This window comes from Nocardioides allogilvus, assembly GCF_003047285.1.
Classification (GTDB): Bacteria; Actinomycetota; Actinomycetes; order Propionibacteriales; family Nocardioidaceae; genus Nocardioides; species Nocardioides allogilvus.
The window spans coordinates 56,722-82,783 of record NZ_PZYX01000004.1 but is presented as its reverse complement, the minus strand read 5'-3'; the positions used below and the strand labels follow the sequence as shown (position 1 = coordinate 82,783).

Annotated in this window: 28 protein-coding genes; 14 read left to right on the top strand and 14 right to left on the bottom strand. The window is 70.3% G+C overall.

All coding sequences use genetic code 11. From position 1 onward, the window contains the following. Positions 1 to 77: 77 nt before the first annotated feature. Positions 78 to 1,136, top strand: coding sequence for a Wzz/FepE/Etk N-terminal domain-containing protein (locus tag C9J87_RS08570; RefSeq protein ID WP_107705275.1), 1,059 nt, complete (start codon positions 78 to 80; stop codon positions 1,134 to 1,136). 2 nt (positions 1,137 to 1,138) lie between these two features. Further along, on the top strand, positions 1,139 to 2,413 hold the full coding sequence (locus C9J87_RS08565) for a lipopolysaccharide biosynthesis protein (protein WP_107705274.1): 1,275 nt from the start codon (positions 1,139 to 1,141) through the stop codon (positions 2,411 to 2,413). Here the strand turns inward: C9J87_RS08565 and C9J87_RS08560 are convergent. From C9J87_RS08560 to C9J87_RS08550, 3 genes are read right to left on the bottom strand one after another with little or no spacing between them, the layout of a single operon-like run. Further along, complete coding sequence (locus C9J87_RS08560) at positions 2,346 to 3,434, bottom strand: glycosyltransferase (protein WP_107705273.1); 1,089 nt, start codon at positions 3,432 to 3,434, stop codon at positions 2,346 to 2,348. The genes C9J87_RS08565 and C9J87_RS08560 overlap by 68 nt on opposite strands. Before the next feature lie 5 nt (positions 3,435 to 3,439). Further along, positions 3,440 to 4,168 (bottom strand): FkbM family methyltransferase, encoded by a 729-nt coding sequence (locus C9J87_RS08555; RefSeq protein WP_157953157.1) that lies wholly within the window; start codon positions 4,166 to 4,168, stop codon positions 3,440 to 3,442. Continuing rightward, entirely contained in the window at positions 4,165 to 5,319 is a 1,155-nt protein-coding gene (locus C9J87_RS08550; RefSeq protein WP_157953156.1) for an acyltransferase family protein, read from the bottom strand. The genes C9J87_RS08555 and C9J87_RS08550 overlap by 4 nt, the downstream gene beginning before the upstream one ends. 149 nt (positions 5,320 to 5,468) lie before the next feature. Here C9J87_RS08550 and C9J87_RS08545 point away from each other — a divergent pair, with 149 nt between their 5' ends. From C9J87_RS08545 to C9J87_RS08515, 7 genes are all read left to right on the top strand, one after another. Beyond that, the gene (locus tag C9J87_RS08545; RefSeq protein WP_010834188.1) at positions 5,469 to 6,443 is read left to right on the top strand and encodes an NAD-dependent epimerase/dehydratase family protein; all 975 of its coding nucleotides are present in this window, start codon (positions 5,469 to 5,471) and stop codon (positions 6,441 to 6,443) included. A gap of 4 nt (positions 6,444 to 6,447) precedes the next feature. Then, positions 6,448 to 7,695, top strand: a complete 1,248-nt coding sequence (locus tag C9J87_RS08540; RefSeq protein ID WP_107705271.1) for a glycosyltransferase family 4 protein — start codon at positions 6,448 to 6,450, stop codon at positions 7,693 to 7,695. Between the two features lie 354 nt (positions 7,696 to 8,049). Then, the gene (locus C9J87_RS08535) at positions 8,050 to 8,904 is read left to right on the top strand and encodes a sulfurtransferase (protein ID WP_107705270.1); all 855 of its coding nucleotides are present in this window, start codon (positions 8,050 to 8,052) and stop codon (positions 8,902 to 8,904) included. Next, the gene (locus tag C9J87_RS08530) at positions 8,904 to 9,200 is read left to right on the top strand and encodes a DUF1416 domain-containing protein (protein ID WP_010834185.1); all 297 of its coding nucleotides are present in this window, start codon (positions 8,904 to 8,906) and stop codon (positions 9,198 to 9,200) included. The genes C9J87_RS08535 and C9J87_RS08530 overlap by 1 nt, the downstream gene beginning before the upstream one ends. Before the next feature lie 63 nt (positions 9,201 to 9,263). Next, positions 9,264 to 9,686: a TlpA family protein disulfide reductase gene (locus tag C9J87_RS08525; RefSeq protein ID WP_010834184.1), complete on the top strand. Its 423-nt coding sequence runs from the start codon at positions 9,264 to 9,266 to the stop codon at positions 9,684 to 9,686. Next, on the top strand, positions 9,683 to 10,096 hold the full coding sequence (locus C9J87_RS08520) for a DUF4395 domain-containing protein (protein ID WP_036491268.1): 414 nt from the start codon (positions 9,683 to 9,685) through the stop codon (positions 10,094 to 10,096). The genes C9J87_RS08525 and C9J87_RS08520 overlap by 4 nt, the downstream gene beginning before the upstream one ends. 15 nt (positions 10,097 to 10,111) lie before the next feature. Next, on the top strand, positions 10,112 to 11,245 hold the full coding sequence (locus C9J87_RS08515) for a glycoside hydrolase family 16 protein (RefSeq protein WP_157953155.1): 1,134 nt from the start codon (positions 10,112 to 10,114) through the stop codon (positions 11,243 to 11,245). Between the two features lie 80 nt (positions 11,246 to 11,325). Here the strand turns inward: C9J87_RS08515 and C9J87_RS08510 are convergent, their stop codons facing one another. From C9J87_RS08510 to dtd, 3 genes are all read right to left on the bottom strand, one after another. Further along, the gene (locus C9J87_RS08510) at positions 11,326 to 12,612 is read right to left on the bottom strand and encodes a sulfate adenylyltransferase subunit 1 (protein ID WP_107705268.1); all 1,287 of its coding nucleotides are present in this window, start codon (positions 12,610 to 12,612) and stop codon (positions 11,326 to 11,328) included. Further along, positions 12,612 to 13,526: a sulfate adenylyltransferase subunit CysD gene (gene cysD / locus C9J87_RS08505; protein WP_107705267.1), complete on the bottom strand. Its 915-nt coding sequence runs from the start codon at positions 13,524 to 13,526 to the stop codon at positions 12,612 to 12,614. Before cysD ends, C9J87_RS08510 begins: the two co-directional genes overlap by 1 nt. Positions 13,527 to 13,593: 67 nt before the next feature. Further along, complete coding sequence (gene dtd / locus C9J87_RS08500) at positions 13,594 to 14,040, bottom strand: D-aminoacyl-tRNA deacylase (protein ID WP_107705266.1); 447 nt, start codon at positions 14,038 to 14,040, stop codon at positions 13,594 to 13,596. Between the two features lie 18 nt (positions 14,041 to 14,058). Between dtd and C9J87_RS08495 the strand changes: the two genes are divergently transcribed. After that, on the top strand, positions 14,059 to 14,883 hold the full coding sequence (locus C9J87_RS08495; RefSeq protein ID WP_198652309.1) for a BKACE family enzyme: 825 nt from the start codon (positions 14,059 to 14,061) through the stop codon (positions 14,881 to 14,883). Between the two features lie 95 nt (positions 14,884 to 14,978). Here C9J87_RS08495 and C9J87_RS08490 read toward each other — a convergent pair whose 3' ends face one another. The 3 genes from C9J87_RS08490 to cysC form a co-directional block, all read right to left on the bottom strand. Next, complete coding sequence (locus tag C9J87_RS08490; protein WP_010834167.1) at positions 14,979 to 15,818, bottom strand: DUF559 domain-containing protein; 840 nt, start codon at positions 15,816 to 15,818, stop codon at positions 14,979 to 14,981. Positions 15,819 to 15,957: 139 nt separating this feature from the next. Further along, complete coding sequence (locus C9J87_RS08485) at positions 15,958 to 16,968, bottom strand: sulfite exporter TauE/SafE family protein (protein WP_107705264.1); 1,011 nt, start codon at positions 16,966 to 16,968, stop codon at positions 15,958 to 15,960. Positions 16,969 to 17,074: 106 nt separating this feature from the next. Beyond that, positions 17,075 to 18,304, bottom strand: coding sequence for an adenylyl-sulfate kinase (gene cysC, locus C9J87_RS08480; RefSeq protein ID WP_107705263.1), 1,230 nt, complete (start codon positions 18,302 to 18,304; stop codon positions 17,075 to 17,077). A 40-nt stretch (positions 18,305 to 18,344) separates the two neighbouring features. Here cysC and C9J87_RS08475 point away from each other — a divergent pair, with 40 nt between their 5' ends. Then, positions 18,345 to 19,304, top strand: a complete 960-nt coding sequence (locus tag C9J87_RS08475; RefSeq protein WP_107705262.1) for an asparaginase — start codon at positions 18,345 to 18,347, stop codon at positions 19,302 to 19,304. Here the strand turns inward: C9J87_RS08475 and C9J87_RS08470 are convergent. After that, complete coding sequence (locus C9J87_RS08470; protein ID WP_232820015.1) at positions 19,298 to 19,543, bottom strand: VanZ family protein; 246 nt, start codon at positions 19,541 to 19,543, stop codon at positions 19,298 to 19,300. The genes C9J87_RS08475 and C9J87_RS08470 overlap by 7 nt on opposite strands. A gap of 73 nt (positions 19,544 to 19,616) precedes the next feature. Here C9J87_RS08470 and C9J87_RS08465 point away from each other — a divergent pair, with 73 nt between their 5' ends. Together C9J87_RS08465 and C9J87_RS08460 are read left to right on the top strand one after the other, a co-directional pair. Next, entirely contained in the window at positions 19,617 to 20,012 is a 396-nt protein-coding gene (locus tag C9J87_RS08465) for a helix-turn-helix domain-containing protein (protein WP_107705260.1), read from the top strand. Between the two features lies 1 nt (position 20,013). After that, a complete protein-coding gene (locus C9J87_RS08460; RefSeq protein WP_107705259.1) occupies positions 20,014 to 20,712 on the top strand; it encodes a hypothetical protein in 699 nt (232 codons plus the stop codon). Positions 20,713 to 20,819: 107 nt separating this feature from the next. Here the strand turns inward: C9J87_RS08460 and C9J87_RS19645 are convergent, their stop codons facing one another. Beyond that, a complete protein-coding gene (locus C9J87_RS19645) occupies positions 20,820 to 21,107 on the bottom strand; it encodes a DUF2516 family protein (protein ID WP_157953154.1) in 288 nt (95 codons plus the stop codon). A 78-nt stretch (positions 21,108 to 21,185) separates the two neighbouring features. Between C9J87_RS19645 and C9J87_RS08450 the strand changes: the two genes are divergently transcribed. Beyond that, complete coding sequence (locus C9J87_RS08450; protein ID WP_232819975.1) at positions 21,186 to 21,542, top strand: phosphomannose isomerase type II C-terminal cupin domain; 357 nt, start codon at positions 21,186 to 21,188, stop codon at positions 21,540 to 21,542. A gap of 103 nt (positions 21,543 to 21,645) precedes the next feature. On the opposite strand, the gene C9J87_RS08445 is transcribed toward C9J87_RS08450, so the two are convergent. Genes C9J87_RS08445 through C9J87_RS08435 form a run of 3 tightly spaced genes read right to left on the bottom strand, consistent with a single transcriptional unit; the run spans position 21,646 to position 26,029 of the window. Continuing rightward, positions 21,646 to 23,055, bottom strand: coding sequence for a sugar nucleotide-binding protein (locus C9J87_RS08445; RefSeq protein WP_107705257.1), 1,410 nt, complete (start codon positions 23,053 to 23,055; stop codon positions 21,646 to 21,648). 56 nt (positions 23,056 to 23,111) lie between these two features. Further along, complete coding sequence (gene rfbB, locus C9J87_RS08440; protein ID WP_107705256.1) at positions 23,112 to 24,110, bottom strand: dTDP-glucose 4,6-dehydratase; 999 nt, start codon at positions 24,108 to 24,110, stop codon at positions 23,112 to 23,114. Positions 24,111 to 24,145: 35 nt separating this feature from the next. Next, on the bottom strand, positions 24,146 to 26,029 hold the full coding sequence (locus tag C9J87_RS08435; RefSeq protein ID WP_157953153.1) for a DUF4012 domain-containing protein: 1,884 nt from the start codon (positions 26,027 to 26,029) through the stop codon (positions 24,146 to 24,148). Positions 26,030 to 26,062 lie beyond the last annotated feature (33 nt).

Here is a 26,062-nt window from a genome sequence, read left to right as displayed (position 1 = left end):
GACACCTTAGGCCGTCGCCCCGGCGCGTGTGGCGGGTGTGATACTTGCGCGCAGTCGAGACCCGAAGGGGGTCAGCCATGTCGGTGAACGCCTATGTGCGGCGCATCCTCGCGCGATGGCGCATCATCGCCGTCGTGACGGTCGCCCTCACGCTCGCTGGACTGGTGGTCACGCTCACGGCAGACCCCGTCTACACCTCCCGGGCGGAGCTCTACGTCGCGAGCGCCGGTGATGATTCCGACCTGGAGGCGGTGGTCGCCGACGGTGTCCAGGTCAAGGGCCGGGCGCTGTCATACGCAGCAGTGGCCAGTTCAGAACAGATGGCCCTGAGGGTCATCGATGACCTCGGGTTGGACGAGTCGGCTGAGGACGTCGCCGGGCGGATCAGCACGACGGTGCCCTTCGCGACGGTCATCATCGACCTCACGGCGACTGGCGACACACCCGAAGAGGCCCGCGACGTGGCGGCTGCTGTGGTCGCCAGCTACAACGACGTGCTGGCGGACGTGGAGACTGCGGACGTCGGTGGCCTCCAGGTGGAGGTGGCGGTCCTCAAGGAGGCAACCCTCCCCGAGGACCCGACCTCCCCCCGACCGCTGCTCAACCTCGCCGCAGCCCTCCTCGCGGGCCTGCTCCTCGGCGTGGCGCTCGCTGCGCTGCGTGACCTCTTCGACGAGCGGATCCGCACGCCCGACGACCTCCGTGGCCTGGGCCTGGTGCCACTGGGCACGATCACGCCGGGCGATGGTCTCGAGGCCGTCTGTGACGCCGTGCTCGCAGCGACGGCCGGGACGGCCCACCGTGCTGTGGTGATCACCCCGCTGCACGACGGACTCGACGACGTCGCCGACACCCTGACCGATGCCTTCGCGGCCGCCGGCTACCGCGCCCACGCCGTCCGGCCCGGGCCAGGGCCCGACGGTGAGCGGCAGGTGGCGGCGCTGCGCGACCAGTACGACGTCCTGCTCGTCGCCTCGAACCACGCAGTGCTGCTCGCGGGCGGGCTCGACGGTGCGATCCTCGTCCTCGAGCCGGGTCGGGTCGATCGCGCGTCCGTCGCCGAGACGGCCCGGCAGCATACCGACGCCGGTGCCCGGGTGCTCGGGGCCGTCTTCGCCGGCCCCCACCACTCCTGAGCATGGCTCCGCAGCCGGGCGTCGGGCGGCTCCGTCGTTCGGCAGGCCATCCCGCGGCCCGGTTGCTGCGCGCCTCACTGCTGGCGCAGGTCGCGCTGGTGGTCTCGGGGCCACTGGTGGTGCGGATGCTGGGCGTCACCGACCGTGGTCAGCTGGCGCTCGTCTTCGCGGTCGTGCTGCTGGTCAGCCAGGTCGGGGTGGCCGGGCTGCCGGCGGCCGTGACGTGGTTCGTGGCGAGCCGGCGACTCGACGCCGCCGCCTTCCTGGCCCGGCTGCAGCGCCAGTTCGTGCGTCAGGTCGTCGCCTGCTCGGTGCTCGCGGCCGCGGTCGTGCTGCTGCTGGACATCGCCGACCACCCCCTGCCCCGGGTGTGGCTGCTGGCGCTCGTCGTCGCCCTGGGAGTCGCCGCCGTGATGGCGGCGATGCTCGGGATGGCCGCGCTCCAGGGGCAGCAGCGCTTCGGCGTGCTGGCCCGGCTGCAGCCGCTGCCCGCAGTGTCCTACGCCCTTGCCACTGCGCTGCTGCTCGTGACCGGCGGCGGAACCGTGGCCCTGCTGCTCGCGATCAACCTCGCCGGCTGGGCGGTGGTCGCGGTCGTGTCGCTCCGGCTGGTCGCGCGCGGCGTGCCGGGCGATGGCACCGAGTTCCCGGCGCCCGTCGCCGTACGCTCCTATGCGCGCAGCGCGATGGTCACCACCGCGGCGCCGATCGACACCCTGGGCATCGAGCAGCTGCTCGTCGGGCTGATCGGCGGTCACTACCTGCTCGGGCTCTTCACGATCGGCTGGGCCTTCGAGACCGGCCCGGTCGTGGTGCTGGTCGCGCTGGCGAGCTTCGTCGGCCCGCGGCTGAGCACGCTGCCGGCACCGCAGCGTGCTGCGTTCGTACGCCGCTGGCTGCTCGTCGCAGTGGGGGTCGGCGTGGCTGCGTGCCTGGCGATCCAGGTCGTCCTCGCGCCGCTGCTCGTGCTGGCCTTCGGTGCCGAGGCGGAGCCGGCGGTGCCGCTCGCCCGCGTGCTCGTCGCCGCGGGCGTGGTGCTGGGACTGCGCCGGGTCACCTCGTCGTGCCTGGTGGGCCTGGGCCGGGCCGCGACCGCGACCCGGGCGGAGATGGCCGGGCTGGCGCTGATGCTCGCGGGCTTCGCGGTGATGGCGGTCGCGTCGGTGGGTGGCACCTACCCCGGCTGGGTCCTGCTCGTGGCGGGCACCGTCACCCTGGTCGGCCAGCTGGCGGTGCTGGCTCGAGCAGCGTCGTCAGGAGAGCCCGCGTCTGCGTGACGGTGTTGGCCCACGTGAACCCGGCTGCGTGCTCGCGCGCGCTCGCCAGCTGTGCGGGAGTGGCTGCGAGCCCGGCGCGGACAGCCCGGGCCAGCTCGTCGGGCTGCCAGGTCGACATCTCGAACGCGTGACCGCCCGCCACCTCGCGGGTCGCCGGCTCGGGGCCGATCACGACCGGGACGCCGAGCCGCATCCCCTCGACCACCGGCAGGCCGAAGCCCTCGAAGTCGGAGGGGAAGAGCACCAGCGCGGCACCCGCCAGCGTGCGCCTGAAGTCGCCCTCGTCGAGGAACGGCGCCAGCGTCACGACGCCCGCCAGGCCACGGCGGGCCACCTCCTCGTCGAGGGTCGTACGGCGATCGCCCGACACGCCGAGGACGAGCAGCTCCGGCGCCGTGGGGCCGAGGTGCTGCCAGCCGTCGAGGACCAGGTCGAGGTTCTTGTTGGTGTGGTGGGCGAAGGTCACGACGCGATCGCTCGGCCCGGTGTGCGGCCAGTGGTCGACGTGGTCGCCGCCGAGGTGGGCCACGACCGCGGGCTTGTCGGCGGTGGCCGGGTGCAGCGCGTGCAGGTCGGAGAGGGTGCGGTGGGAGATGCTGACGAAGCCGTCGGCGGTGGCGTAGCCGCGCCCGTAGCTCGCCCAGCGCAACAGCCGGCGGGACCGCTCGAACTGCTCGGGGCGCAGCTCGTGGCGCAGGTCGTAGACGACCACCCCGAGCGGGACATCGAGGCGGCGCACCGTCGTGGACGGCAGCGTCGCCAGCACCACGTCGGGTCGCAGCTCGCGGACCAGGCGGCTGGTGTGCCTGGTCTGGGCGAGTGGTCGCGCCACGGACTGCGGACCGCGTACGGCGATGTCGTGGCGCACCAGGGGAGCGGGCACCACGATCGTGGAGTCCGACTGGACCATCACGTGGACCTCGTCGTCCGGGGCGACGGCCATCCAGGCAGGCAGCAGGTTGTCGACGTAGGTCCGGATGCCGCCGTACTCGGCGCAGAGCGCCTCGACCAGGATCCGCATGCGCCTCAGGCCCGGACGAAGAGCACGTCGGACTGGAGCAGCCGGCCGTCCGCGGCCGAGATGCCGGGGTCGTTGGTCCACGGCACCAGGCCGTGGCCGGCGAGCCGCGCGGTCAGCTCGGGCTCGAGGGCCTGCCCCGCATAGAGCTCCACGTGGGAGACCTCGAGCTGGACGGCGGCGACGTGGTCGAGCCACTCGCCGGCTCCGTCGAGCACGGCACTCTCGAAGCCTTGGGTGTCGACCTTCAGCAGCGTGCGCTCCGGCACGAGGGTGTGGGCCGCGGCGAGGTCGAGCACGGTGGTGACGTCGACCTCGATCGACTCCACGACCCGGGACTCGGGGGCGACGTGCAGGTGGGCCGCGGTCAGGGGCAGGACCGAGGAGGAGAAGGAGTTGGCGGACACCCGGATCGTGGTGCGACCGGGCTCGGCACCGACGGCCCGCCGGTCGCCGACCCACTGGCGGTCTGGGCGAGCGCGGCGCTGGAGCCGGTCGAAGGCGTCGGGGAGCGGCTCGACCGAGACGATGCGCCCGGAGAAGCCGGCAGCCCGGACGAGAGCGGCGTACTGACCCTCGTTGGCGCCGATGTCGAGCACCGTGTCGATGTCGCGGTCGGCGAGGGTGCGCGCGACGCGCTGGACGAACGCATCCCGGCCGAGGTCGAGGTCGGCGCGGAGCAGCGCTCGCCGCAGGCCGAGCTTGAGGCGTTCGGTGGCGGTGTGCCTGGCGTTCACGCAGGGTCCTTGCTCGGAGCGGGGAGACGGCCGGGCCGGGTGCCCACGGCCGCGGAGCGACGGGCCGAGGGCAGCTCGACCCACTGGTGGAGCAGCTTGCCGGCGACGAGGCTCAGCGGCGCAGCGAGCACGAGGAGCACGCCGAACGGCGCGGCGTCGCCGGCCAGGCCGATCGGCTCGACGGCGAAGCGCCACAGGATCTCGATGACCAGGGCGTGCACGAGGTAGGTGCTGTAGGAGCGCGCGCCGGTCCAGCGGAGGGGACCGCTCGAGAGGAGACGATGGACGCGGCCGTCACCGACAGACAGGTCGCTGAGCAGCAGCCACCCGATCAGGAGCGGCGTGGCGACGGCATCGAGCAGGAGGAACCGGACGCCGCCCTGCGACAGGTCGCCGCCGACGACCACGGCCGCGGCCACGGCGAGCCCCACGACGGCGCCGGGCAGCACCACCCGGAGGGTCCGTCGCGTGTCGACCTCGCGGAGCGACTGGCGGTGGTGGCCGGCCCAGAACGCGGCGGCGAACGCGAACGCGAAGAACGGGGCGACGAAGCCTGGGGCGGCGAACGCGACGGCCAGCGTGAGGACGGCACCCACGACGATGGCGGCCGCGCGGCGGCGTACGAGGACGAGGAGCGGAGCCAGGAGGTAGAGGTGGAACTCCACCGGCACCGTCCACAGCGGGTGGTTGTAGGGGCTGGTGCCGGCCAGATCGGTGAGGAGCAGGTAGTTGAGGGCGGTGTTGCCCCACGTCATGGGCAGCCCGACGTCCCAGTGGCTTCCGCCGGGGTGGCGCAGGCCGAGCGCGAGCATCGCCACGACGGTGAGGGTCACCACGACCCAGTAGGGCGGCAGCAGCCGCCAGCCCCGTCGCAGCAGGTAGTGCAGCGACTCGGTGCGCAGCTCGCCCGGGCGCCAGTGCCGGCCCAGGAGATAGCCGGACAGGACGATGAAGGTCAGCACGGCGGCGTGCGCGACACCCCCGAACGGGGTGATGACCCACGCCCAGGGCGCTGTCGGCTCGTCCGGTGCGACCGTCAGCAGGGTGTGCCAGACCAGGACCACGAGCATGGCCAGCGCGCGCACCCCGTCGGCCCACGGCAGTGGTGGGGTGGGTGCCCGGCTCGGCGTTCCGGCTGGCCTCGATCTCACACGCGGAGGTTGTCACACGTTGGCCGATGTCCGCCGCGGGTTGTCTCAATCCCCGTGACCGCCGACGCCGAGCCCGCAAGGGTGGCACAGTGACGGAATCGCTCCTCAGCCGTTAATGAACAGTCGGAGACAAGGACGAAGGGCATCGCGTGAACGTGGACGTGCTGGTCGCCGGTGGCGGCGGCTTCATTGGTGGACATCTGGTCGGGCGACTCCTCGCCGAGGGGCGGACGGTGCGCAGTGTCGACGTCAAACCCCTGGACGAGTGGCACCAGGTCCACCCGGACGTCGAGAACGTGACGGCCGACCTCTCCCTGCTCGAGAGCGCCATGAGCGCCTCGCGGGGCGTGGGTGAGGTCTACATGCTGGCCGCCGACATGGGTGGCATGGGCTTCATCGAGAACAACAAGGCCGCCTGCATGCTCTCGGTGCTGACCAGCACCCACATGCTGCAGGCCGCCCAGGCGCAGGGCGTCGAGCGCTACTTCTACTCGTCGTCGGCGTGCGTCTACCCCGCCGGCCTGCAGGAGGACGCCAGCGTCACCGCGCTGAAGGAGTCGGACGCCTACCCGGCCATGCCCGAGGACGGCTACGGCTGGGAGAAGCTCTTCTCCGAGCGGATGTGCCGTCACTTCGAGGAGGACTTCGGCCTCGTCACGCGGGTCGCGCGCTACCACAACATCTACGGCCCCCAGGGCACCTGGACCGGCGGTCGCGAGAAGGCACCGGCGGCCATCTGCCGCAAGATCGCCGAGGCCGCGATCAGTGGCGAGCACGAGATCGACATCTGGGGAGACGGCGAGCAGACCCGCAGCTTCACGTGGATCGACGACTGCCTCACCGGCACCGATCTCGTCATGCACGGCGACTCCGGCGAGCCCGTCAACGTCGGCAGCTCCGAGCTCGTCACCGTCAACCAGCTCGTCGACATCGTCGAGGAGATCGCGGGCATCACCTGCGAGCGCCGCTACCAGCTCGACGCCCCGCTGGGCGTGCGCGGGCGCAACAGCGACAACACCCTCATCGAGCAGGTGCACGGCTGGGCGCCCTCGACGCAGCTCGCCGACGGGCTCGAGGTCACCTACGCCTGGGTCCATGACCAGGTGAAGCGCTCGCAGGGCTGAGGTCGTGCGGGTCCTCGTCTTCGACTTCAGTGGCCATCCCTTCCAGGCCCAGCTGAGCCGCGAGCTCGGCCGCCGGGGCCATGACGTGACGCACGCATGGTGCGACGCCTACGTCAGCGGCCACGGCCGGCTCGAGGCCGGACCGGGGGAGACGGTGCGCTTCGAGCCGGTGTCGGTGGGTCGCACGATCGCCAAGACCAGCTATCTCCGGCGCTCGCTGCAGGAGCTGCGCCTCGGGGTCGACCTCGTCCGGTTCGTGCGCCGCGCCCGACCGGACGTGGTGCTCGTGTCGACCACGCCCGTGCCGATGCTGGTGATGCTGGCTGCGACGTTGTGGCTGCGCCGTACGCCCTGGGTGCTGTGGCACCAGGACGTGCAGGCCGTCGCGGTCGCGCGGCTGGCCGGCACCAAGCTGTCGCCGATCTTCGGCGCGCTGGCGCGGGCCCTCGAGTGGGGTGAGCGCTGGGGGTCGCGGCGGGCCGCGGCGATCGTGGTGATCACCGAGGCGTTCCGGTCCGTGCACGAGAAGTGGGGCACGGCCGACAAGGTCACCGTCATCCCCAACTGGGCTCCGCTCGACGAGATCTCCCCGCGTCCGCGCGACAACGACTGGGCCGTCACCCAGGGCCTCGACGAGGAGCAGACGCTGCTCTACTCCGGCACCCTCGGCCTCAAGCACGACCCCGAGCTGCTCGTCGAGCTGGCCGCGGCCGTGCGCGCGCAGGGCACCCCGGTCCGCCTGGTCGTCGTCAACGAGGGCCCCGCGGTGCCCGTCGTGCGTGCGGCGGCCGCGCGGCTCTCGGTCCCGCTGAGCCTGCTGCCGTTCCAGCCGTACGCCGACCTGCCGGACGTCCTCGCGTCGGGAGACCTGCTCGTCGTGCTGCTCGAGCAGGACGCCGGCGAGTTCTCCGTGCCGTCCAAGACGCTCTCCTACCTCGCGGCCGGGCGACCGGTGCTGGGCCTGATGCCGCCGGAGAACCTCGCGGCCGGGCTGGTGCTCGACGCCGGTGGGTTCATCGCGCCGCCGCTGTGCTCCTCGCTGGGGCCTGCTGCGCTCTGGGCCGACCAGGTGCTGCGTGACCCCGCTCGGCTGGCCCAGCTCGGCGCCGAGTCGCGCCTGCTCGCCGAGAAGGAGTTCGCGCTGGAGGGGTGTGCCGACCAGTTCGAGTCGATCCTCGACTCGGTGCTGCCGACCTCGGTCCTGCCGTTCCGTCGCGGCCGCGCACGTCCTTTCGCCCTCTCGGGCAAGTAGGCCGCCGGCGGTCCCTGGGCGGCCGCCGCGGGCCTCACTCCCGTCCGTCTCAATCGGTGGTACGCCCATCCAACATGCGAGACGGATCGAAGCTCGTCACCGTCCCCGCCCTAGAGTCCTCAGCATGTTCTCGACCATGCTGACCAAGCGCCGCGCAGTGGATCACTGCCGCACGCGCTCGGCGCTGTGTCGAATGTCCTGACGGGTCCGCACTTCATCCTCCGCTAAGTCCACCACTCTTGTGGACAATTCGCGGGGCGCGGGCTCGTCCTCTGCGCGTGGTCTCCGAGCCGCGTGCCCCACGCAGTCATGCCACTTCTTCCATCGCGTCACCACAACCAAGGAGCACATCCCATGAGCCGCGAAAACTCGCTCGTCTCGGCCCAGTGGGTCGAGGACAACCTCGACACTGCCGGCATCGTCCTGATCGAGGTCGACGAGGACACGACCGCCTACGACAAGGGCCACATCCGGGGCGCCATCAAGCTCGACTGGACCACGGACCTCCAGGACCAGGTCCGTCGCGACTTCGTGAACAAGGCCCAGTTCGAGGCGCTCCTGTCCGAGCGCGGCGTCAGCAACGACGACACCGTCGTGCTCTACGGCGGCAACAACAACTGGTTCGCCGCCTACGCGTTCTGGTACTTCAAGCTCTACGGCCACGGCGACGTCAAGCTCATGGACGGCGGCCGCAAGAAGTGGGAGCTCGACTCCCGCGAGCTCACCGCCGAGCTGCCGACCCGCGCCGCGACCACCTACGTCGCGCAGGAGCAGGACCACTCGATCCGCGCCTTCCGTGACGAGACCATCGCCGCCATCGGCGTGCAGAACCTGGTCGACGTCCGCAGCCCCGACGAGTTCGCCGGCCGCCTGCTCGCCCCGGCCCACCTCCCGCAGGAGCAGTCGCAGCGCGCCGGTCACGTCCCGACCTCGGTCAACGTGCCGTGGAGCAAGAACGCCAACGACGACGGCACCTTCAAGTCCGACGAGGACCTGACCAAGCTCTACGACGAGGTCGGCTTCGACCAGGACAAGGACACCATCGCGCTGTGCCGCATCGGTGAGCGCTCCTCGCTCACCTGGTTCGTCCTGAGCGAGCTGCTCGGTCGCAAGAACGTCAAGAACTACGACGGCTCGTGGACCGAGTACGGCTCCCTCGTTGGCGTCCCGATCGCCCTCGGCGACGAGCCCGGAACGGTTGACGCCTGATGTGCGGCGCAACTGAGGGCGGCCTGTCGCTCGACGGCGTCAACACCAAGATCGAGGCCGTCATCCAGGGCCAGGTCACCCGCGAGGGCGAGCCGGTCCCGAACGCCTACGTGCGTCTGCTGGACAAGTCGGGCGAGTTCACCGCCGAGGTCCCCACCTCCGCGACCGGACACTTCCGCTTCTTCGCCGGCGACGGCGAGTGGACCCTGCGCACGCTGGCCCCCAAGGCCGAGCCCGTCGACACCCGCGTCACCGCGGCCGTCGGCTCGGTCGCCGAGGTCGCAGTCGCGATCTGACGTGATGCATCTCGCGAGCGGCTCCCGGAACATCGGGAGCCGCTCGTGTTGTTGGAGGCTGGTGTGACCGGAATCGTGATCCTCGCTCTCGCCGTCGTCGTGGCGGTGGGCTTCGGCCTGTTCCGGCGCGCCACCGACGGGGACTTCGGCAGCGAGCCGGTGTCCCACACGTGGGGGCACGTGAGCGACGCGCTCCCCGCCGCGTCGCTCGGCGAGCGGGCCACGCTCGTCCAGTTCTCCTCTGCCTTCTGCGCACCCTGCCGGACGACCCGGGTGGTGCTCGCGGACGTCGCACAGCGGGAGATCGGCGTACGCCACGTCGAGATCGACGCCGAGAAGCACCTCGACCTCGTGCGGGCGCTCGACGTGCGGCGTACTCCCACGACGCTCGTGCTCGACTCGCGCGGCCACGAGGTCGCCCGCGCTGCGGGTGCCCCGCAGCGCGCCCAGGTGCTCGCCGCCCTACCGACCGGAGCTGACTCGTGATCGATCCCCGTGGCCCGCGCTTCACCGCGGCTGTGACCCTCGTGCTGCTCGCCGCGGCGCTGCTGGCGCCGACGCCGGTCGCCGTGGCGCTCGTCGCCGTGCAGGCACTCTTCTTCCTGACGGGTGCCACCCTCGGTGTGCAGCGGACGCCGACGGCCTACGTCTTCAAGACCCTGGTCAAGCCGCGCCTCGCGCCGCCGGCCGCGCTCGAGGACCCGAGGCCGCCGCGGTTCGCCCAGGCCGTCGGACTGGCCTTCACCGTCGTGGCGCTGCTCGGCTTCGCTGCCGGTGCGCTGGTGGTCGCGCAGGTGGCGATCGGCTTCGCCGTGGCTGCGGCGCTGCTCAACGCCGTCTTCGGCTTCTGCCTGGGGTGCGAGCTCTACCTCCTCGGGATGCGGCTCGCGCGCTAGGGCAAGATGCAGGCCATGTCTCGCACCAGGTCTCGAACCAGCACTGCCCTGCGGCACACCGCCGCCCTCGTCTGCCTCACCGCGCTCACCGCGTGCTCCGGAGCCTCCGGCATCGACGTCGCCGAGTCCGACTACGACGACGGCGCCGGCATCACAGCCGTGGTGCTGCCCCAGCTCGCGGCTCCCGGTGAGGACACCGAGGAGTCGTCCGACGCGGAGTACGTCGTCGACGCGACGATCGAGGGAGCCTCGGCCGGCCAGGTGGTGGAGCTCCAGGTCGCCGACGGTGACGACTGGACCCTCGAGGACAGTGCCGAGACCGACGAGAAGGGCCGGGTCGCGCTGACCGTCGGCGAGGCGAGCGAGCTGCGCGTGGTGTCCGAGGGTGACGAGCCCGTGGGCATCCACCTGTCCACCGCCGACGCGCCCGAGGCGACCTTCACCGACGAGTTCGACGAGCAGCTCAAGGACGTCTGGGCGACGCGCGACCAAGGCTATGCCGGTGTCCGGCTGTGCTCGCGTGCCTCCGACGACGCAGTCGAGTGGGTCGACGGTGTCGTGCGGCTGAGCGTCATTGACGACCCGAAGAAGGGCACGTGCCGGGTCAAGGGTGAGAAGTACAACTACCGCCTCAACGGCCACATCGGCACGGGCTTCAGCTTCAGGTACGGCCACGCCGCCGCACGCATCAAGTTCCAGGAGCTCCGTGGCCAGCACGGGTCCTTCTGGATGCAGGGCTTCGGGCCCAAGCCCACCGGGGACGCGAAGGTCACCGGCGCCGAGATCGACGTCATCGAGTACTTCGGCGACGACCACCCCGACGGCGGCCTGACGAGCTTCGTCTACTGGCACCCCACCGCGAAGGGCAAGACGGCCGGCGGCTGGCTGCCTGACCCCGAGCAGTTCGGCGGCGACTGGTCGTCGAAGTTCCACGTGTTCTCGGTCGAGTGGACCCCGAAGAAGTACGTCTTCCGCATCGACGGCCAGGTCACCAACACCATCACGCAGGGCGTGTCCGGGCAGCCGGAGTTCCTCATCCTGAGCCTGCTCAGCTCTGACTACGAGCTCCAGCACCTCGGGGGCGAGGACAAGCTCCCGCAGCACATGGACGTCGACTGGGTGAAGGTGTGGGCCGACCCGGCGCCCTGAGCCCGGCGGTCCTCTGCCATCGAAATGCGAACTGCCCGCCTGGTCGAGCCAGGCGGGCAGTTCGTATGTGACGCCGAGTTCTAGCTGGCGTTGTTGATCATGCCGGCGCCGACGGTGACACCGGTCGCCTCGTCGATCAGGATGAAGGAGCCGGTGGTGCGGTTCTTCGAGTAGGGGTCGCACAGCAGCGGCACGGTGGTGCGCAGCTGGATGCGGCCGATCTCGTTGAGACCGAGCTCCTTGGTGTCCTGGTCGCGGTGCAGGCTGTTCACGTCGAGGCGGTACTGGATGTCCTTGACCATGGCACGCGCCGTACGCGTCGTGTGCTTGATCTGGAGCTTCTGCCGCGGCTTGAGCGGCTCGTTGGTCATCCAGCAGACCATCGCGTCGATGTCCTGGCTGGGCTTCGGCGCGTTGTTGACGCGAGCGATCATGTCGCCGCGCGAGACGTCGACGTCGTCCTCGAGGCGGACGGTCACCGACATCGGCGGGAACGCCTCGGCGACCTCCTGGTCGAAGAGGTCGATGCCCTGGATCTTGGACGTCATGCCGCTGGGCAGCACCACGACCTCGTCGCCGGGCTTGAGGACGCCACCGGCGACCTGTCCGGCGTAGCCGCGGTAGTCGTGGAACTCGTCGGACTTGGGCCGCACCACGAACTGCACGGGGAAACGGACGTCGACGAGGTCACGGTCGGAGGCGACGTGCACGTTCTCGAGGTGGTGCATCAGCGTCGGGCCGGAGTACCACGGGGTGTTCTCGCTGCGCGTCACGACGTTGTCACCCTGCAGCGCCGAGATCGGGATGACCTCGAGGTCGGGGATGTTCAGCTTCGTGGCGAAGGTCGTGAACTCCTTGTGGATCTTGTCGTAGACCTCTTCGGACCAGTCGACCAGGTCCATCTTGTTCACGGCCAGCACGAGGTGCGGGACCCGCAGCAGGGAGAGGAGCACGGCGTGACGTCGCGACTGCTCGGTCAGGCCCTGGCGGGCGTCGACCAGCACGAGGCCCAGGTCGGCGGTGGAGGCACCGGTGACCATGTTGCGGGTGTACTGGATGTGGCCCGGGGTGTCGGCGATGATGAACTTGCGGCTGGGCGTCGCGAAGTAGCGGTAGGCCACGTCGATGGTGATGCCCTGCTCGCGCTCGGAGCGCAGACCGTCGGTCAGCAGCGCCAGGTCGGTGTAGTCGTAGCCCTTGGACACCGAGGAGGCCTCGACGGCCTCGAGCTGGTCCTCGAAGATCGACTTGGAGTCGAGCAGCAGGCGACCGATGAGCGTGGACTTGCCGTCGTCGACGGAGCCCGCGGTGGCGAAGCGGAGGAGGTCCATCTGACCGTGGTCAGAGGAGGTCTGGGGGGTGCCCATCAGAAGTAGCCTTCCTTCTTGCGGTCTTCCATGGCCGCCTCGGAGAACCGGTCGTCGCCACGGGTCGCGCCGCGCTCGGTGACCCGGGCGATCGCGATCTCGTCGATGATCTCGGCAGTGGTGGACGCGGTCGACTCGACGCAACCGGTCTGGGACTTGTCGCCGACGGTGCGGAAGCGGACCATCTTGGTCTCGACCTGCTCGTTGCCGACGGGCTGCACGGCGTCGGAGAGCGAGAGCCACATGCCGTCGCGCAGGATGACCTGGCGCTCGTGGGCGAAGTAGATCGAGGGGATCTCGATCTGCTCGCGGTCGATGTAGTGCCAGATGTCCAGCTCGGTCCAGTTGGACAGCGGGAAGATCCGCATGTGCTCGCCGGCGTGGATGCGACCGTTGTAGAGGCTCCACAGCTCGGGGCGCTGCATCTTCGGGTCCCACTGGCCGAACTCGTCGCGGTGGGAGTAGACGCGCTCCTTGGCGCGGGCCTTCTCCTCGTCACGACGGCCACCACCGAAGGCGGCGGTGAAGCCGTTCTCCTCGATGGCGTTGAGCAGGGTGCCGATCTGGTGACGGTTGCGCGAGGTCTTGCCGTCGTCGATCACGACGCCGTTGGCGATCGCGTCGTCGACGCTGGCGATGTGGATCCGCGCGCCGAGGCGGTCGACCCAGTTGTCGCGGGTCGAGAGCACCTCGTCGAAGTCCAGGCCGGTGTCGACCTGGAGCAGCGGGAAGGGCAGCTTGGCGGGGTAGAAGGCCTTCTCCGCCAGCCGGAGCATGACGATGGAGTCCTTGCCACCGGAGAACATGAGGACCGGCTTCTCGAACTCGGCGGCGACCTCACGGAAGATGTGGATCGACTCGGCCTCGAGCTGGTCGAGCTGACTCAGCTGGTAGTCGGCGTGGGTGGTTGTCATGACAGACGAGGGGCCTCTCTGGGGGACAGCAGCCCACATCGTAGCGATGCCCGCGGGGAACGTCGCATCACGCGTCGCTGGCGGACCCCGGGGAGTCGAGGATCACGGTGATCGGGCCGTCGTTGACCGAGCTCACCTGCATGTCGGCCCCGAACACCCCGCGCGCCACGGGGGTGCCCAGCCGTTCCAGCTCGGCGCACACAGCGGCGTACGTCGGCTCGCTGATCTCGCGCGGAGCGGCGGCGATCCACGTGGGCCTGCGACCCTTGCGCGCGTCGCCGTACAACGTGAACTGGCTGACGACCAGGACGGGCGCGTCGACGTCGCCGGCGGACTGCTCGTCGCGCAGGATGCGGACGTCGCGGACCTTGCGTGCCATCCATTCGACGTCGCGCGGTCCGTCGGTGTGGGTGATGCCGAGGTAGACGAGGAGGCCGGGGTCGGTGATCGCGCCGACGACCTCGCCGTCGACGGACACGCTGGCACTCAGGACCCGCTGGATGACTGCACGCATGGTGCAAGGATGCCGCTCATGTCCGCTCCACTGCTGATCACCGTGGCGCCCACCGGCGCCGAGACCACCAAGGCCGACTGCCCGCAGCTCCCCACCACCCCCGAGGAGCTCGCCCGGACTGCCGCCGACTGCGAGGCGGCAGGTGCCGCCATGATCCACATCCACGTGCGCGACGCGTCGCACGCGCCGACGCTCGACCAGGGGCTGCTGCGCGAGTGGGTCGCGGCGGTGCGGTCGTCGTCCTCGCTCGTCGTGCAGCTCTCCACGGGCGGTTCGGTCCACGACCCGCTCGAGGAGCGGCTCAAGGTGCTGGACGCCGAGCCCGACAGCTGCAGCCTGACGATGGGCACCACCAACTTCGGCGACGACGTGTTCCTCAACCCGTGGCCGTTCGTCAAGGAGCTCTACCAGCTCGCCCTCTCACGGGGGATCGCGCCGGAGTTCGAGCTCTTCGACCTCGGGCAGGTGCACGCGCTGGGACGGCTGTTCCGCGAGTTCGGGGTGCCGGCTGGCGGCAAGGCGCACGTCGACTTCGTGATGGGCGTGCCGGGCGGCATGCCTGGTACGGCGCCAGCGCTGGTCGCCGCCGTCGCGGCACTGCCTCCCGAGGTGACGTCGTGGGCGGCCACCGGGATCGGGCGCTCGACGCTGTCGGTCGCCATGGCGTCGCTGTCCATGGGCGGGCACCTGCGCGTGGGGATGGAGGACGTCCTGACCATCAGCCGGGGCGTGCCCGTCGAGTCCAACGCCCAGCTCGTGTCACGGGCCGTGGCGATGGGGGAGCTGGCGCAGCGGACCCCGATGACGCCCGCCGAGTGCCGCTCGTTGCTCGGGCTGAGCTGAGGAAGGGCCCGTTTTCTGGCGAATGGCCCGCAACGCGCCGTACGGCGAGAGGACACGCCGCAGGCAACGCCCGGCGGCGCCAGGAAGTGGCCCCGTCAGGCGGCGCGGGGCAGGGCGAGGGCTGCGCGGACGGTGGCCACGACCTCAGCGGGCTTGAACATCACCTGGTCCCACGTGAAGCGCAGCACGATCCATCCGCCGGTGACCAGAGCGTTGTAGCGCAGGCAGTCCTGGTCGTGGGCGTCCTTCTCGCCATGGTGCGCGAACGAGTCCGCCTCGATGGCGATGCCGTTGAAGGGGTCGGCGAGGTCAGGGTGGTAGGTGACCCCGTTGATGGTGGTCGCCCATTGGGGCACCACGGCGATGCCCGCCTCGATCAGGATCGCGCGGAGCACCGACTCGAACGGGTTGGCGGCGAGGTGGGTCGAATGCGCCACCACGCGCCGTGCAGCCGCAGGGGCGGCTGCCGTCAGGGCGGCCTCGAGCTCCTCGCGCGTCACCTCCCCGCTGCGCAGGGCCGAGTCCGCCACCGACAGGGCCTCGTCGAAGGGCAGCTCGGCCGCGCAGTCCAGCACGGTGCGGACCCGGGAGGTCGCCCACCCGTCGAGGTCGGCGCGTGGGAGGGCCCCGACGGTCAGGGACGCGTCGATCGTCTCGGACGGCGTCGCCGCCACCTGGATGTGTGGCCACTGTGCCGACCACTTCACCTTCCACCCCCAGTGTGCCGCCGCGGAGAGCAGCCGGAGGTGGCCGTCGATCGCGACTGCCACGGCCTGCGCCTCGTCCTGGGAGGGCAAGGCGTAGCGCGAACGCGACACGTGCACGACCCGGCCGGTGGAAACCGCGCGCCGCAGACGCTTGCGCGTGGTCAGGCCGATCACCTCACGCGTGGACGCGATGCCACCCAGGCGGGTGAGTGCGGCCACGGGGTCCATGCCGCGAGTCTCGCCAACGGGCGGCGGAGGCGCGAACGGTTCTCCACAGAGGGCCGCTTCTCGAGGCGCAGGGCCGCAACACGCCGTACGGCGAGAGCGACACGCCGCACGAGACGGCGGGTGCTGTGAAGACGTGGCCCTAGTCGTCGGTGCGCTTCATCCCGACGAGCCCCGGTTTGTAGTTGGGGTCCTCGAGCTGCGCGATGGTGGGGGAGCCGAACATCGGCAACCCCTGCGACTTGCGGAGGAAGCCCCACACGATCGGCAGCACGACCACGACGAAGAGGCCGACGCCGGCGATCAGCATCGGGTGGGTCTCGTCCTCACCGGCACCGAGCGGGGCCCAGCCGGCCTTGTCGAGCAGCGCGACGCCGCTCATGGTCAGCACCACGACGATGCCGCGGCGGATGATCGACTGGGGGACCTTGGGCGCGATCTTGGCGCCGAGGAGGGTGCCGGGGACCGAGCCGATGACGAGCGGGATGAGCACGCCCCAGTCGAGACCGTGCAGGGCGATGTTGGAGATGGCGGCGGCCATCACCAGCGGCACGGCCTGCACGAGGTCGGTGCCGACGAGCTTCACGGCGCTGAGGCCGGGGTAGAGCATCAGCAGCGCGATCATGATCACCGAGCCGGAGCCGACGCTGGTGATGCCGACGAGGAGTCCGCCGAGGGCGCCGACGAGCAGCGTCGGGATCGGACGGATGGCGGGGTTCTCCTCGGCCTGCACGCCGTCGCCGCGGACGCGCTTGAGGTTGATGTAGAGCCGCATCGCGTAGGTCGCGGCGGCGAAGAGCAGCGCGAAGCCGATGCAGAGCTTGAGGGTCTCGTCGAGGTCCTCGGGATCGGCGAACCAGCTGACGAGGTGGGGCCCGAGCAGCGCCATCGGCACCGAGCCGATGATCAGCCACTTGGCGAGCTGCATGTTGGGCGAGCCCTCGCGCTTGTGCACGATCGCGCCGCCGGTCTTGTAGACCGCTGCGGCCGTCAGGTCGGCGGTGACGACGGTCGCCGCCTCACCGACGCCGAGGAAGATCAGCGCGGGCGTCATCAGCGCGCCGCCGCCCATCCCGGTCAGTCCGACGACGATTCCGACGAAGAATCCGGCCGCCAGGATCGACAGTGCGGTGATGGTGAGAAGGTCGGCCATCAGTCCTCCTCGGGACGTACGGGAACAATCACGCTCAACATAGTCGAGATTGTGCACGCTGCCGCCACGGCAGCCGAATTCCCACGCCGCCGGCCGGCCGCCGACCTCACCTCGCCCCTTCCTGCTCGACCACCGGGGCGGTGCGGAGGTCGAGGTGGCCGGACTCCGCCAGCGCCTCGATCACGTCGTCGAGCGCTGCCTCGATCGTCCGCCCGGTGGTGTCGACGCGCACAGCGGCGTCCTCGGGCTCCTCGTACGGCGAGGAGATGCCCGTGAACTCCGGGATCTCGCCGCGGCGGGCCTTGGCATAGAGCCCCTTGCGGTCGCGCCGCTCGCACTCCTCCAGCGGCGTCGCGACGTGCACGAGGAAGAAGGCGCCGCCCGCCTCCTCGACCATCGTTCGCACCTGCTTGCGGGTCTCGTCGAAGGGCGCGATCGGGCTGCACACGGCGAGCCCGCCGTGGCGCGAGATCTCGGCCGCCACCCAGCCGATGCGGCGGATGTTGGTCTCGCGATCAGCCTTGCTGAACGTCAGGCCGGCACTGAGGTTGCGGCGCACGACGTCGCCGTCGAGGCTCGTGACGGTGCGGTGCCCCTGCTCCAGCACGCGGTCCATCAGGGCTTGGGCGAGCGTGGACTTGCCGCTGCCCGACAGGCCGGTGAAGAACAGCACCAGCCCCTGGTCCTCGGGCGCAGGCAGGTCGCGCTCGACGATCGCGGCGATGGTCTCGGGGTAGGGCCCGTCGGTGTCGGCCAGGGCGTGGACCGGGTCGCCCGCGGCGTACGTCGCTGCGACCTGCACCCCGAGGTCGTGATCGGCCTCGGGGTCACCGTGGGCGGCGAGCGGGACCACGACGACGGCTGCATCGTCGAGGAGGTCACAGGCCGCGAGCGTGGCGCGGACGAGGGCGACCGAGGACAGGCGGGAGGTGCCGTGACCGGCGAAGGCGAGCAGCAGCACCGGACCGAGGGCGCGGAGCTCGTCGAGCTCGGCCTCGGTGAGGGCATCGGTCACCGGCACCACCGTGCGACCGGCGTGCTGCTCGCGCACCTCGGCGGGGGACAGGTGGAGCCGGCGGAAGGGTCCGAACTGTGCGTGCGTCAGCGCGGTCACGGCCCCGGTCGCGGGCGACAGGGTCGCCAGCGGCAGGCCCTCGGGATCGACGAGCTCGACGGACTCGGCGGCGGCGATCTCGGCGGGCAGGTCCACGGTGACCACGCTGCCGGGTTCGTTGAACGCGGTGAGCGGAGCCAGTGCGCCGGTCGTGAGGAGCTGGAGGTCATCGAGCTCGCGGGGCGTGGGGCAGTGCTGAGGGCTGGGCTGGGGTGTCGACACGGCTGCAATCCTGCCAGTCCGCGGGCACTAGCCTGCAGGCATGTCAGCACCAGTCGTCGTTGCAGAGATCGTGCGTTCGGGCTTCGTGGAGGGCCACCACTACGGATCGGTCGTGGCGCTCGACGCCGCCGGCGAGGTCGAGTGGGCCGTCGGCATGGTCGACGCGCCGATCCTGCCGAGGTCCTGCAACAAGCCGATCCAGGCGCTCGCCATGGTGCGCGCCGGCCTCGACCTGCCGCCCGAGCTGCTCGCGCTCGCGTGTGCGTCGCACTCCGGCGAGCCCTTCCACCTCGACGGCGTACGCCGGATCCTGGCCGGCGCCGGACTCGACGAGTCCGCACTGCAGACCCCGCTCGACTACCCACTCGACGACTCCGCCCGGGATGCGGTGATCCGCGACGGCGGCGCCAAGACGTCGCTCCAGATGAACTGCTCGGGCAAGCACGCCGCGATGCTCGCCACCTGCGTGCTCAACGGCTGGTCGATCGACGACTACCTCGACCCGAAGCATCCCCTGCAGGTCGCGATCGCGGAGACCTTCGCCGAGCTCACGGGCGAGCCGGTCGACGTCGTGGCCGTCGACGGGTGCGGAGCACCTCTGCTCTCGACCTCGCTGATCGGCCTGGCCCGGGCCTTCCGCGCGCTGGCCGTCGCCGCCGCGGGTCCTGAGCGCCAGATCGCCGAGGCGATCCGCGCGCACCCGGCCTTCGTCTCGGGCACCACCCGCGACGAGCTCGCGTTGCTCACCGCCATCCCCGGCGCCATCGGCAAGGCCGGGGCCGAGTCCTGCTACGTCGTGGCGCTGCCCGACGGACGGGCGTTCGCGCTCAAGACCGACGACGGTGCGCCGCGGGTGCGCCCTGTGCTGATGGCGGCCGCCCTCGAACGCTCGGGCGTGCTCGACCTCGACGGGGTGGATGGCGTCGCCGTACGCAGGACCGGGGAGCTGACCCTGCTGGGTGGCGGGAAGCCGGTCGGCGAGATCCGCGCCTGCTACTGACGCCGCGCGCGCAGGACGACCCACGCGACCAGTGCCCCGAGGGCTGCACTGAGGGTGTTGGCGACGGCGTCGACATGGTTGGAGAAGCGACCCGGCAGCAAGGCCTGGCAGGCCTCGACCAGCAGCGATCCGCCGAAGCCGACCGCGGTCCAGGTGCTCACGGAGATGCCCGGGCGAAGGAGCGGAGCCGAGCAGCACGGCTCCGCTGGAACCGGTGCTGTTAGCGGGAAAAGGCCCATGGATAGGGACATGTGAGCGCAGTCACCTAGGCTGAGTTTGCATTTTGCTAACAGTTGTTAGCAAGATGGCGACATGGCCAAGGGCAAGGACGGGAAGACCGTCGTCGAGTCACTCGGGGGGTTCCTCAGGGAGCAGCGACTCGCGTCGCGGCTGTCCCTGCGGCAGCTCAGTGAGCAGGTCGGCGTCAGCAACCCCTACCTGAGCCAGATCGAACGCGGTCTGCGCCGGCCCTCGGCAGAAGTTCTCCAGCAGATCGCCAAGGCGCTGCGCATCTCCGCCGAACAGCTCTACGTCCGGGCCGGCATCGTCAGCCCCGTCGAGCACGTCGGCGCGACGGTCGAGCTCGCCATCCTCGCGGATGCGGGCCTCACGGAGCGCCAGAAGCAGTCCTTGCTGGATGTCTATTCGTCCTTCCTCGCGCTCAATGCGGGGCAGGATCCCGAAGCAACCCAACACATGGAGAAATGACATGGCGAAGACCAAGTTCGACATCAAGACCGAGGCCACCAAGCCGCTCCTCGCGGGCGTCGGCGTCACCGACCTCGCCGTCGAGGTCGTCCGCGACTTCGTGTCGGAGACCCAGACCCGCCTCGCGGGCGTCCAGAAGGACGTCACCGCTCGCGTCGCCGACGTGCAGACGAAGGTCGCCAACCCGAAGGCGCTGCGCGAGCAGGCCGTGACGGTCGTCAACGCCCGCGTCGACGCCCTCACCACCGACGCCAAGGCTCGCCGCAAGGCGATCGAGACCCGCGTCGCCGAGCTGCAGGCCGAGGCCAAGGCCTACCCCGCCAAGGTCCAGACCCTCGTCGACGGCAACGTCTCCGTCGCCACCGACACCTACACCGACCTGGTCAAGCGCGGCGAGTCGCTCGTCGGCCGCATCCGTCGCCAGGAGTCCACCAAGGCGACCGTGAAGTCCGCCCAGACCACCGTGTCGAAGGCCAAGGCCACCACCACGCAGGCCAAGAAGGCCACTGGCACGTCCACGACGCAGGCGAAGACCGCCGCGAAGAAGACCGCCACCACGACCAAGACCGCCGCGAAGCCGGCCGCCAAGAAGGCTGCGGCGACCAAGTCGTCCGCCAAGGCCACCGTCACCTCGGCCAAGAAGACCGCCAGCACCGCGGTCAAGGCCGTCTCCGACGCCGCCGAGAAGCTGGGCGACTGAAGAGAAGACGACGGACAGCTGACGCTGTTCTGACTCCCTGAATCCTCCCTCCCAGGATTCTCACGAGGCCCTCGGCGTCATGCCGGGGGCTTCGTGCGTCTGCAGGGTCAGCGGCGCTGGGTGACCTCGGCGAGAGCGGGGCGGGTGTCCGCGAGGTAGACGAACGCGGCGATCGTGAAGGCCAGATTGATCAGGGTCAACGGCGTGGGGATCAGGATCTGGGCGACCAGACCGAGACCGAGGCCGATCGTCCAGGCGGCCTTGGTGCCGCGACTGGACGCGGGGTAGGCCTCGGTGGGGTAGAGCACGGCGTTGATGAACGCGAAGCCCTTCACGCCGAGCATGACGAGGAGCACCAACAGAGAGGTGTAGCCCTCGAGGGCATAGACGGTCACACGGTTAACCTTACGTGCGCCGTGCGCCGTTATGGTGTGCGCGTCATCAAGCGAGGTAGACGGGGTTTGTGGATGTCGATGGACTCGGAAGAGCGGCCGTGGGGCTCGTGGCACGTGATCGACGAAGGGGTCGGCTACAAGGTCAAGCGCATCCATGTGAAGCCCGGACAGCGGCTGTCCTACCAGACCCACGAGCACCGTTCCGAGCACTGGGTGGTGATCTTCGGGATGGCCACCTGTGTCGTGGACGGCGAGACGCACGTCATCGGCCCCGGCCACTCCATCGACGTGAGCCAAGGTGCTGCGCATCGCATCACCAACATGCACAACGAGGAGCTCGTCATCATCGAGGTCCAGCGTGGCGGCTACACCGGCGAGGACGACATCTGCCGGCTCGAGGACGACTACGGCCGCTCGGACGCCGCCTCGTCCTGAGGCGACCCCACCCGCTGCGAGTGCAGCGAGGAGTGTCGAGACTGAGGCACCTTGGTTTCGACACGGCGCTGGCGCGCCTGCTCAACCAGCGGTGACCGCCGGATCAGGCGAGGTAGCGGTCGAGCGCGACGAGCGCGTCCTCGGGCTCGAAGCCGGTGGCGCGGATCTTCGCAAGCGACATCGCCGACTGCAGCGGGCGGGGGGCGAAGGGGTTGCCCTTCTCGAGCACGCCGGCGGCGTACTCCGCGGTCGTCGTCTCCGAGACGTCCTCGGCGGCACGGCCGGAGCGGGTGAAGACCTCGCGGGCGATCTCCGCCCACGACATGGCGGCCCCCGAGTTCGACACGTTGTAGGTGCCGAACGAGGCGTTGGAGTCGATGAGGTGCTTCGTCGCGCGCGAGAGCTCGTCGGCGAAGGTGAGCCGACCGACCTGGTCGCTGACCACCGACGGCGAGACGCCCTTGGCGGCGAGGTCGGCCATGGTGCGGACGAAGTTCTTGCCGTCGCCGATCACCCACGAGGTGCGCACGAGGTAGTGGCGCGGTGCGAGCCCGACGGCGATGTCGCCGGCGGCCTTGGACTGGGCGTAGACGCCGAGCGGGGAGACGGGCTCGTCCTCGGTGTGTTCTTCGGCGGTGCCGTCGAAGACGTATTCCGACGAGTAGTGCACCAGCGTGAAGCCGTGGTCGCGGGCCAGCCCGGCGAGGGTCGCGGGGGCAGTCGCGTTCGCTGCCCAGGACGTACGGCGACCGTCGGCCGTCTCAGCGACGTCGACGGCCGTGTAGGCGGCGGCGTTGAGGACGGTGGCGTACTCGTGCCAGGGCCAGGCGGCGACTGCGGCAGGGTCGGTGAGGTCGAGGGCCGTCACGCCGTCGCCGGCGACGAGGTCGACGAGGTCGGCACCGGGGAAGTCGACCTGCAGCGCACGACCGAGCTGGCCGCGGGCGCCGATGATCAACGTCTTCTTCGGGGCGATCGCGGTCGACGGGTCGAGCGCCGGGTTGTTCTGGTCCTTGTCCGAGATGATTGCCTCGGCGAGCGGGATCGGCCACGCGATCGCGACGGTCGGGTCGTCGAGCGCCAGCGCGGGGTAGGCGACGCCGGGACGCCAGTGCTCGTTGACGAGGTAGGTGTAGGCCGTCGCGTCCTCGAGCACCTGGTAGCTGTTGCCGACACCGCGCGGGACGAAGACCGCGACCGCGGTGTCCATCTCGAGTGTGAAGGTCGCGCCGAACGACTCGCCCTCGCGCATGTCGACCCAGGCACCGAAGATCCGGCCGGTCGCGAGCGACACGAACTTGTCCCACGGCTCGGTGTGGATGCCGCGGGTGACGCCTCGGTCGGAGTTGAAGGAGACGTTGTTCTGCACGGGGCCGAAGTCGGGCAGCCCGATCGCCACCATCTTCTCGCGCTGCCAGTTCTCCTTGAAGAACCCGCGGGAGTCGTCACGACGGTCGAGGCGGACGACGACCAGGCCGGGGATGGGCGTGGTCTCGAGGGAGGGCAGGGACATCTAGAGGCTCCTTGGTTTCGACACGCTCGTACCTCGCTGCTCAACCAGCGGAGAAGTCACTGGCCCTTCTGGGCGTAGGCAGCCTCGACGGCTTCCTTCACCGGGCGCCACCACTCCTCGTGCGTCTTGTACCACTCGATGGTGTTGGCCAGGCCGGACTCGAAGTCCTGGAACTGCGGCGACCAGCCGAGCTCCTGGCGCAGCTTGCCGGACTCGATGGCGTAGCGCATGTCGTGACCGGCGCGGTCGTTGACGTGGTCGAAGGCGTCGGCGGGCTGGCCCATGAGGGTCAGGATCAGCTGCACGACCTCGAGGTTGTTCTTCTCGCCGTCCGCGCCGATGAGGTAGGTCTCGCCGATCGCGCCCTTGTTCAGGATCGTCCACACGGCGGAGGAGTGGTCGTCGGCGTGGATCCAGTCGCGGACGTTCTCACCCGAGCCGTAGAGCTTGGGGCGGATGCCGTCGATGACGTTGGTGATCTGGCGCGGGATGAACTTCTCGATGTGCTGCCACGGGCCGTAGTTGTTCGAGCAGTTCGAGACGGTCGCCTGGACGCCGAAGGAGCGGACCCACGCGCGCACGAGGTGGTCGGAGCCGGCCTTCGAGGCGGAGTAGGGAGACGAGGGGTTGTACGGGGTGTCCTCGGTGAACCGCTTCGGGTCGTCGAGCTCCAGGTCGCCGTACACCTCGTCGGTGGAAACGTGGTGGAGGCGCTTCTCGTGCTTGCGCACGGCCTCGAGGATGGTGAACGTGCCGAGGATGTTGGTCTTGATGAACGGCGACGGGTCGTTGAGCGAGTTGTCGTTGTGCGACTCGGCCGCGTAGTGCACGACGGCGTCGTGCTCGGCGACGAGCGGGTCGACGACGTCGGCGTCGGCGATGTCACCGACGACCAGGGACACCCGGTCCTCGGGGAGGCCGTCGAGGGCTTCCTTGCTGGCTGCGTAGGTCATCTTGTCCAGCACCGTGACGCGTGCGTCGGTCTCGCGCATGAGGTAGTGGACGAAGTTGGAGCCGATGAAGCCGGCGCCGCCGGTCACGAGAAGACGATCCATGGGCGGGATCCTATGGGGTTTCGTCGCGGCGTCGGTCATCCTCCCTCCGCGGTCCTGACCTTGAAGGACTGTCCCTCCACCAGCGCCGCGCCACCCCAGGCGACGGTGTCCTCGTCGAGCTCGATCCACCCCGGCGGCAGGTCGACGGGCTCGTAGCCGCGCGGCAGGTGCACGCTGACGCTGATCGCCGACGGCCGCACCAGGCCCTGCGGGTCGATGTCCAGGCGGTAGACGAGCTTGCCGTTCTTCACCAGGGCGGCGCTGGGTACGTCGTAGGCGACCGCGAAGTCGCGCGTCTCCTGGGGCTTGAAGGCGACCGTGCGGCGTACGAACGGGCGACCGTAGAAGTCGTTGAGCGTCGGCACGAACTTCTCGCCGTCGACGCGTGCCTGCACGTTGCGGACGCCCTTGGGCAAGAACTGGCCGATCGAGAGGGTGGCGAAGCGGGTGGAGTAGCCCTCGCGCGGATCGGGCCCCTCGAAGGGATAGGGGGTGCTGTCGTTGTGGATCTGGGTCGTCGTGGTGACGCGGGCGCTGCCGTCCGGCTCGAGCCGGACGTCCGAGGTCACCGTGCGGTTCTGCCAGTAGTCGGTCTTGCTCGGCACCGCGTTCTGCGTGAACACGCCGAGGTAGTCGTGGCGGGTGTCGGACAGCTCGCCGGTGAGGCCGAGCCCGGAGAAGGCGGCCTGGGCGGCAGGGTCGCGCAGGTACACCGCGAAGTGCCTGCCCCGGGCAGAGGCCCGGACGGCCTGGAACTTCTCCACGAACTGCCCGGTCCGGAAGAACCTGTCACGGAAGATCGGCACCAGCGACTGGTTGATCTGGTGCCGCACGCGGTAGTCGGGGATGGCGTCGTAGTTGCCGATCAGGACCTGGACGAAGTTGTCGGCCGAGACCTCGCCGTAGTGGGGCACGTCGAGCGGGCCGGTGATGGCCACCAGGTCGCGCAGCGCCATCACGTCGATGGCGATCAACCCGTCCATCTGCTTGCCTCGCAGGCTGCGCCACGCGCGCAGCGCCTCCTCGCCGGAGACTGACCAGTCAGGCGCGAAGGTCGCGGTGCCGATGCGCAGCTTGCCGTGGTGGAACGGGTTGCCCTTGACCTTCGGCCAGAAGCGGGGCTGGAAGGCGACGCCGTGGGTGGCGGTGTCCTGCGGCTCGCCCATCTCGATCCGGCCGTCGCGAACCGACATCGGGGTGAAGGTCAGCGGGGTGCCGCCCGAGAAGAGCTGCTCGGCCGGGTTGAGGATGGCGATGAGGTAGTCGCGCTCTCCTCGGGACCCGAGCACGCTGGGCAGCACGTCGACGATCGGGGCCAGCGTCTTCATGCCGCGCCGGACCGGCCGGATCCCGGCGAGCCCGTCGTGTCGCAATTCCGCGATCGTCGACCCGAGCAGGGGAGCGTCGGCCTCGACGGCGGCCAAGGAGGCGTGGGCGTCGGCCAGACGCCCCTCGACCTCGTCGAAGGAGCCGAGGACGTCGTCCAGCAGGTCGAGGTCGACCTTGCCGTCGGTCACCAGCCGGCCCTCGTCGCCGGAGATTTGCGGGTAGACCGCCATCGCCGCCTCGGCCACTGCCGTCAGGTCGTCCACGGAGTCGGCCATCCGGACGGCGTCGTCCGCTGCCGCTGACAGGACCGGCAGGTTGCGCCACAGCACGCCGAGCAGTCCGTGGCGGGAAGCGATCCCGCGATCGGCGTACGCCCGGGCGTCCTCGACGTGCTCGCGCGCGGTGTCGACGTCCTCGTCCTGGAGCGCGACGATCGCCTGCTCGAGCGAGACCTGGGCCTGCTTCCCCTGCCACCACGACCAGCCGACGGGTACGGCGAACGCGAGCGTCAGCAGCACCGCGATCGCCCCCAGCGCCAGCGAGACGTGGCGCCGACGGGGGTGGCGGAGCAGTTCGGCGGCGGCGGGCATGGCCGTCATGGTGCCAAACGCCCCAGGCCATAG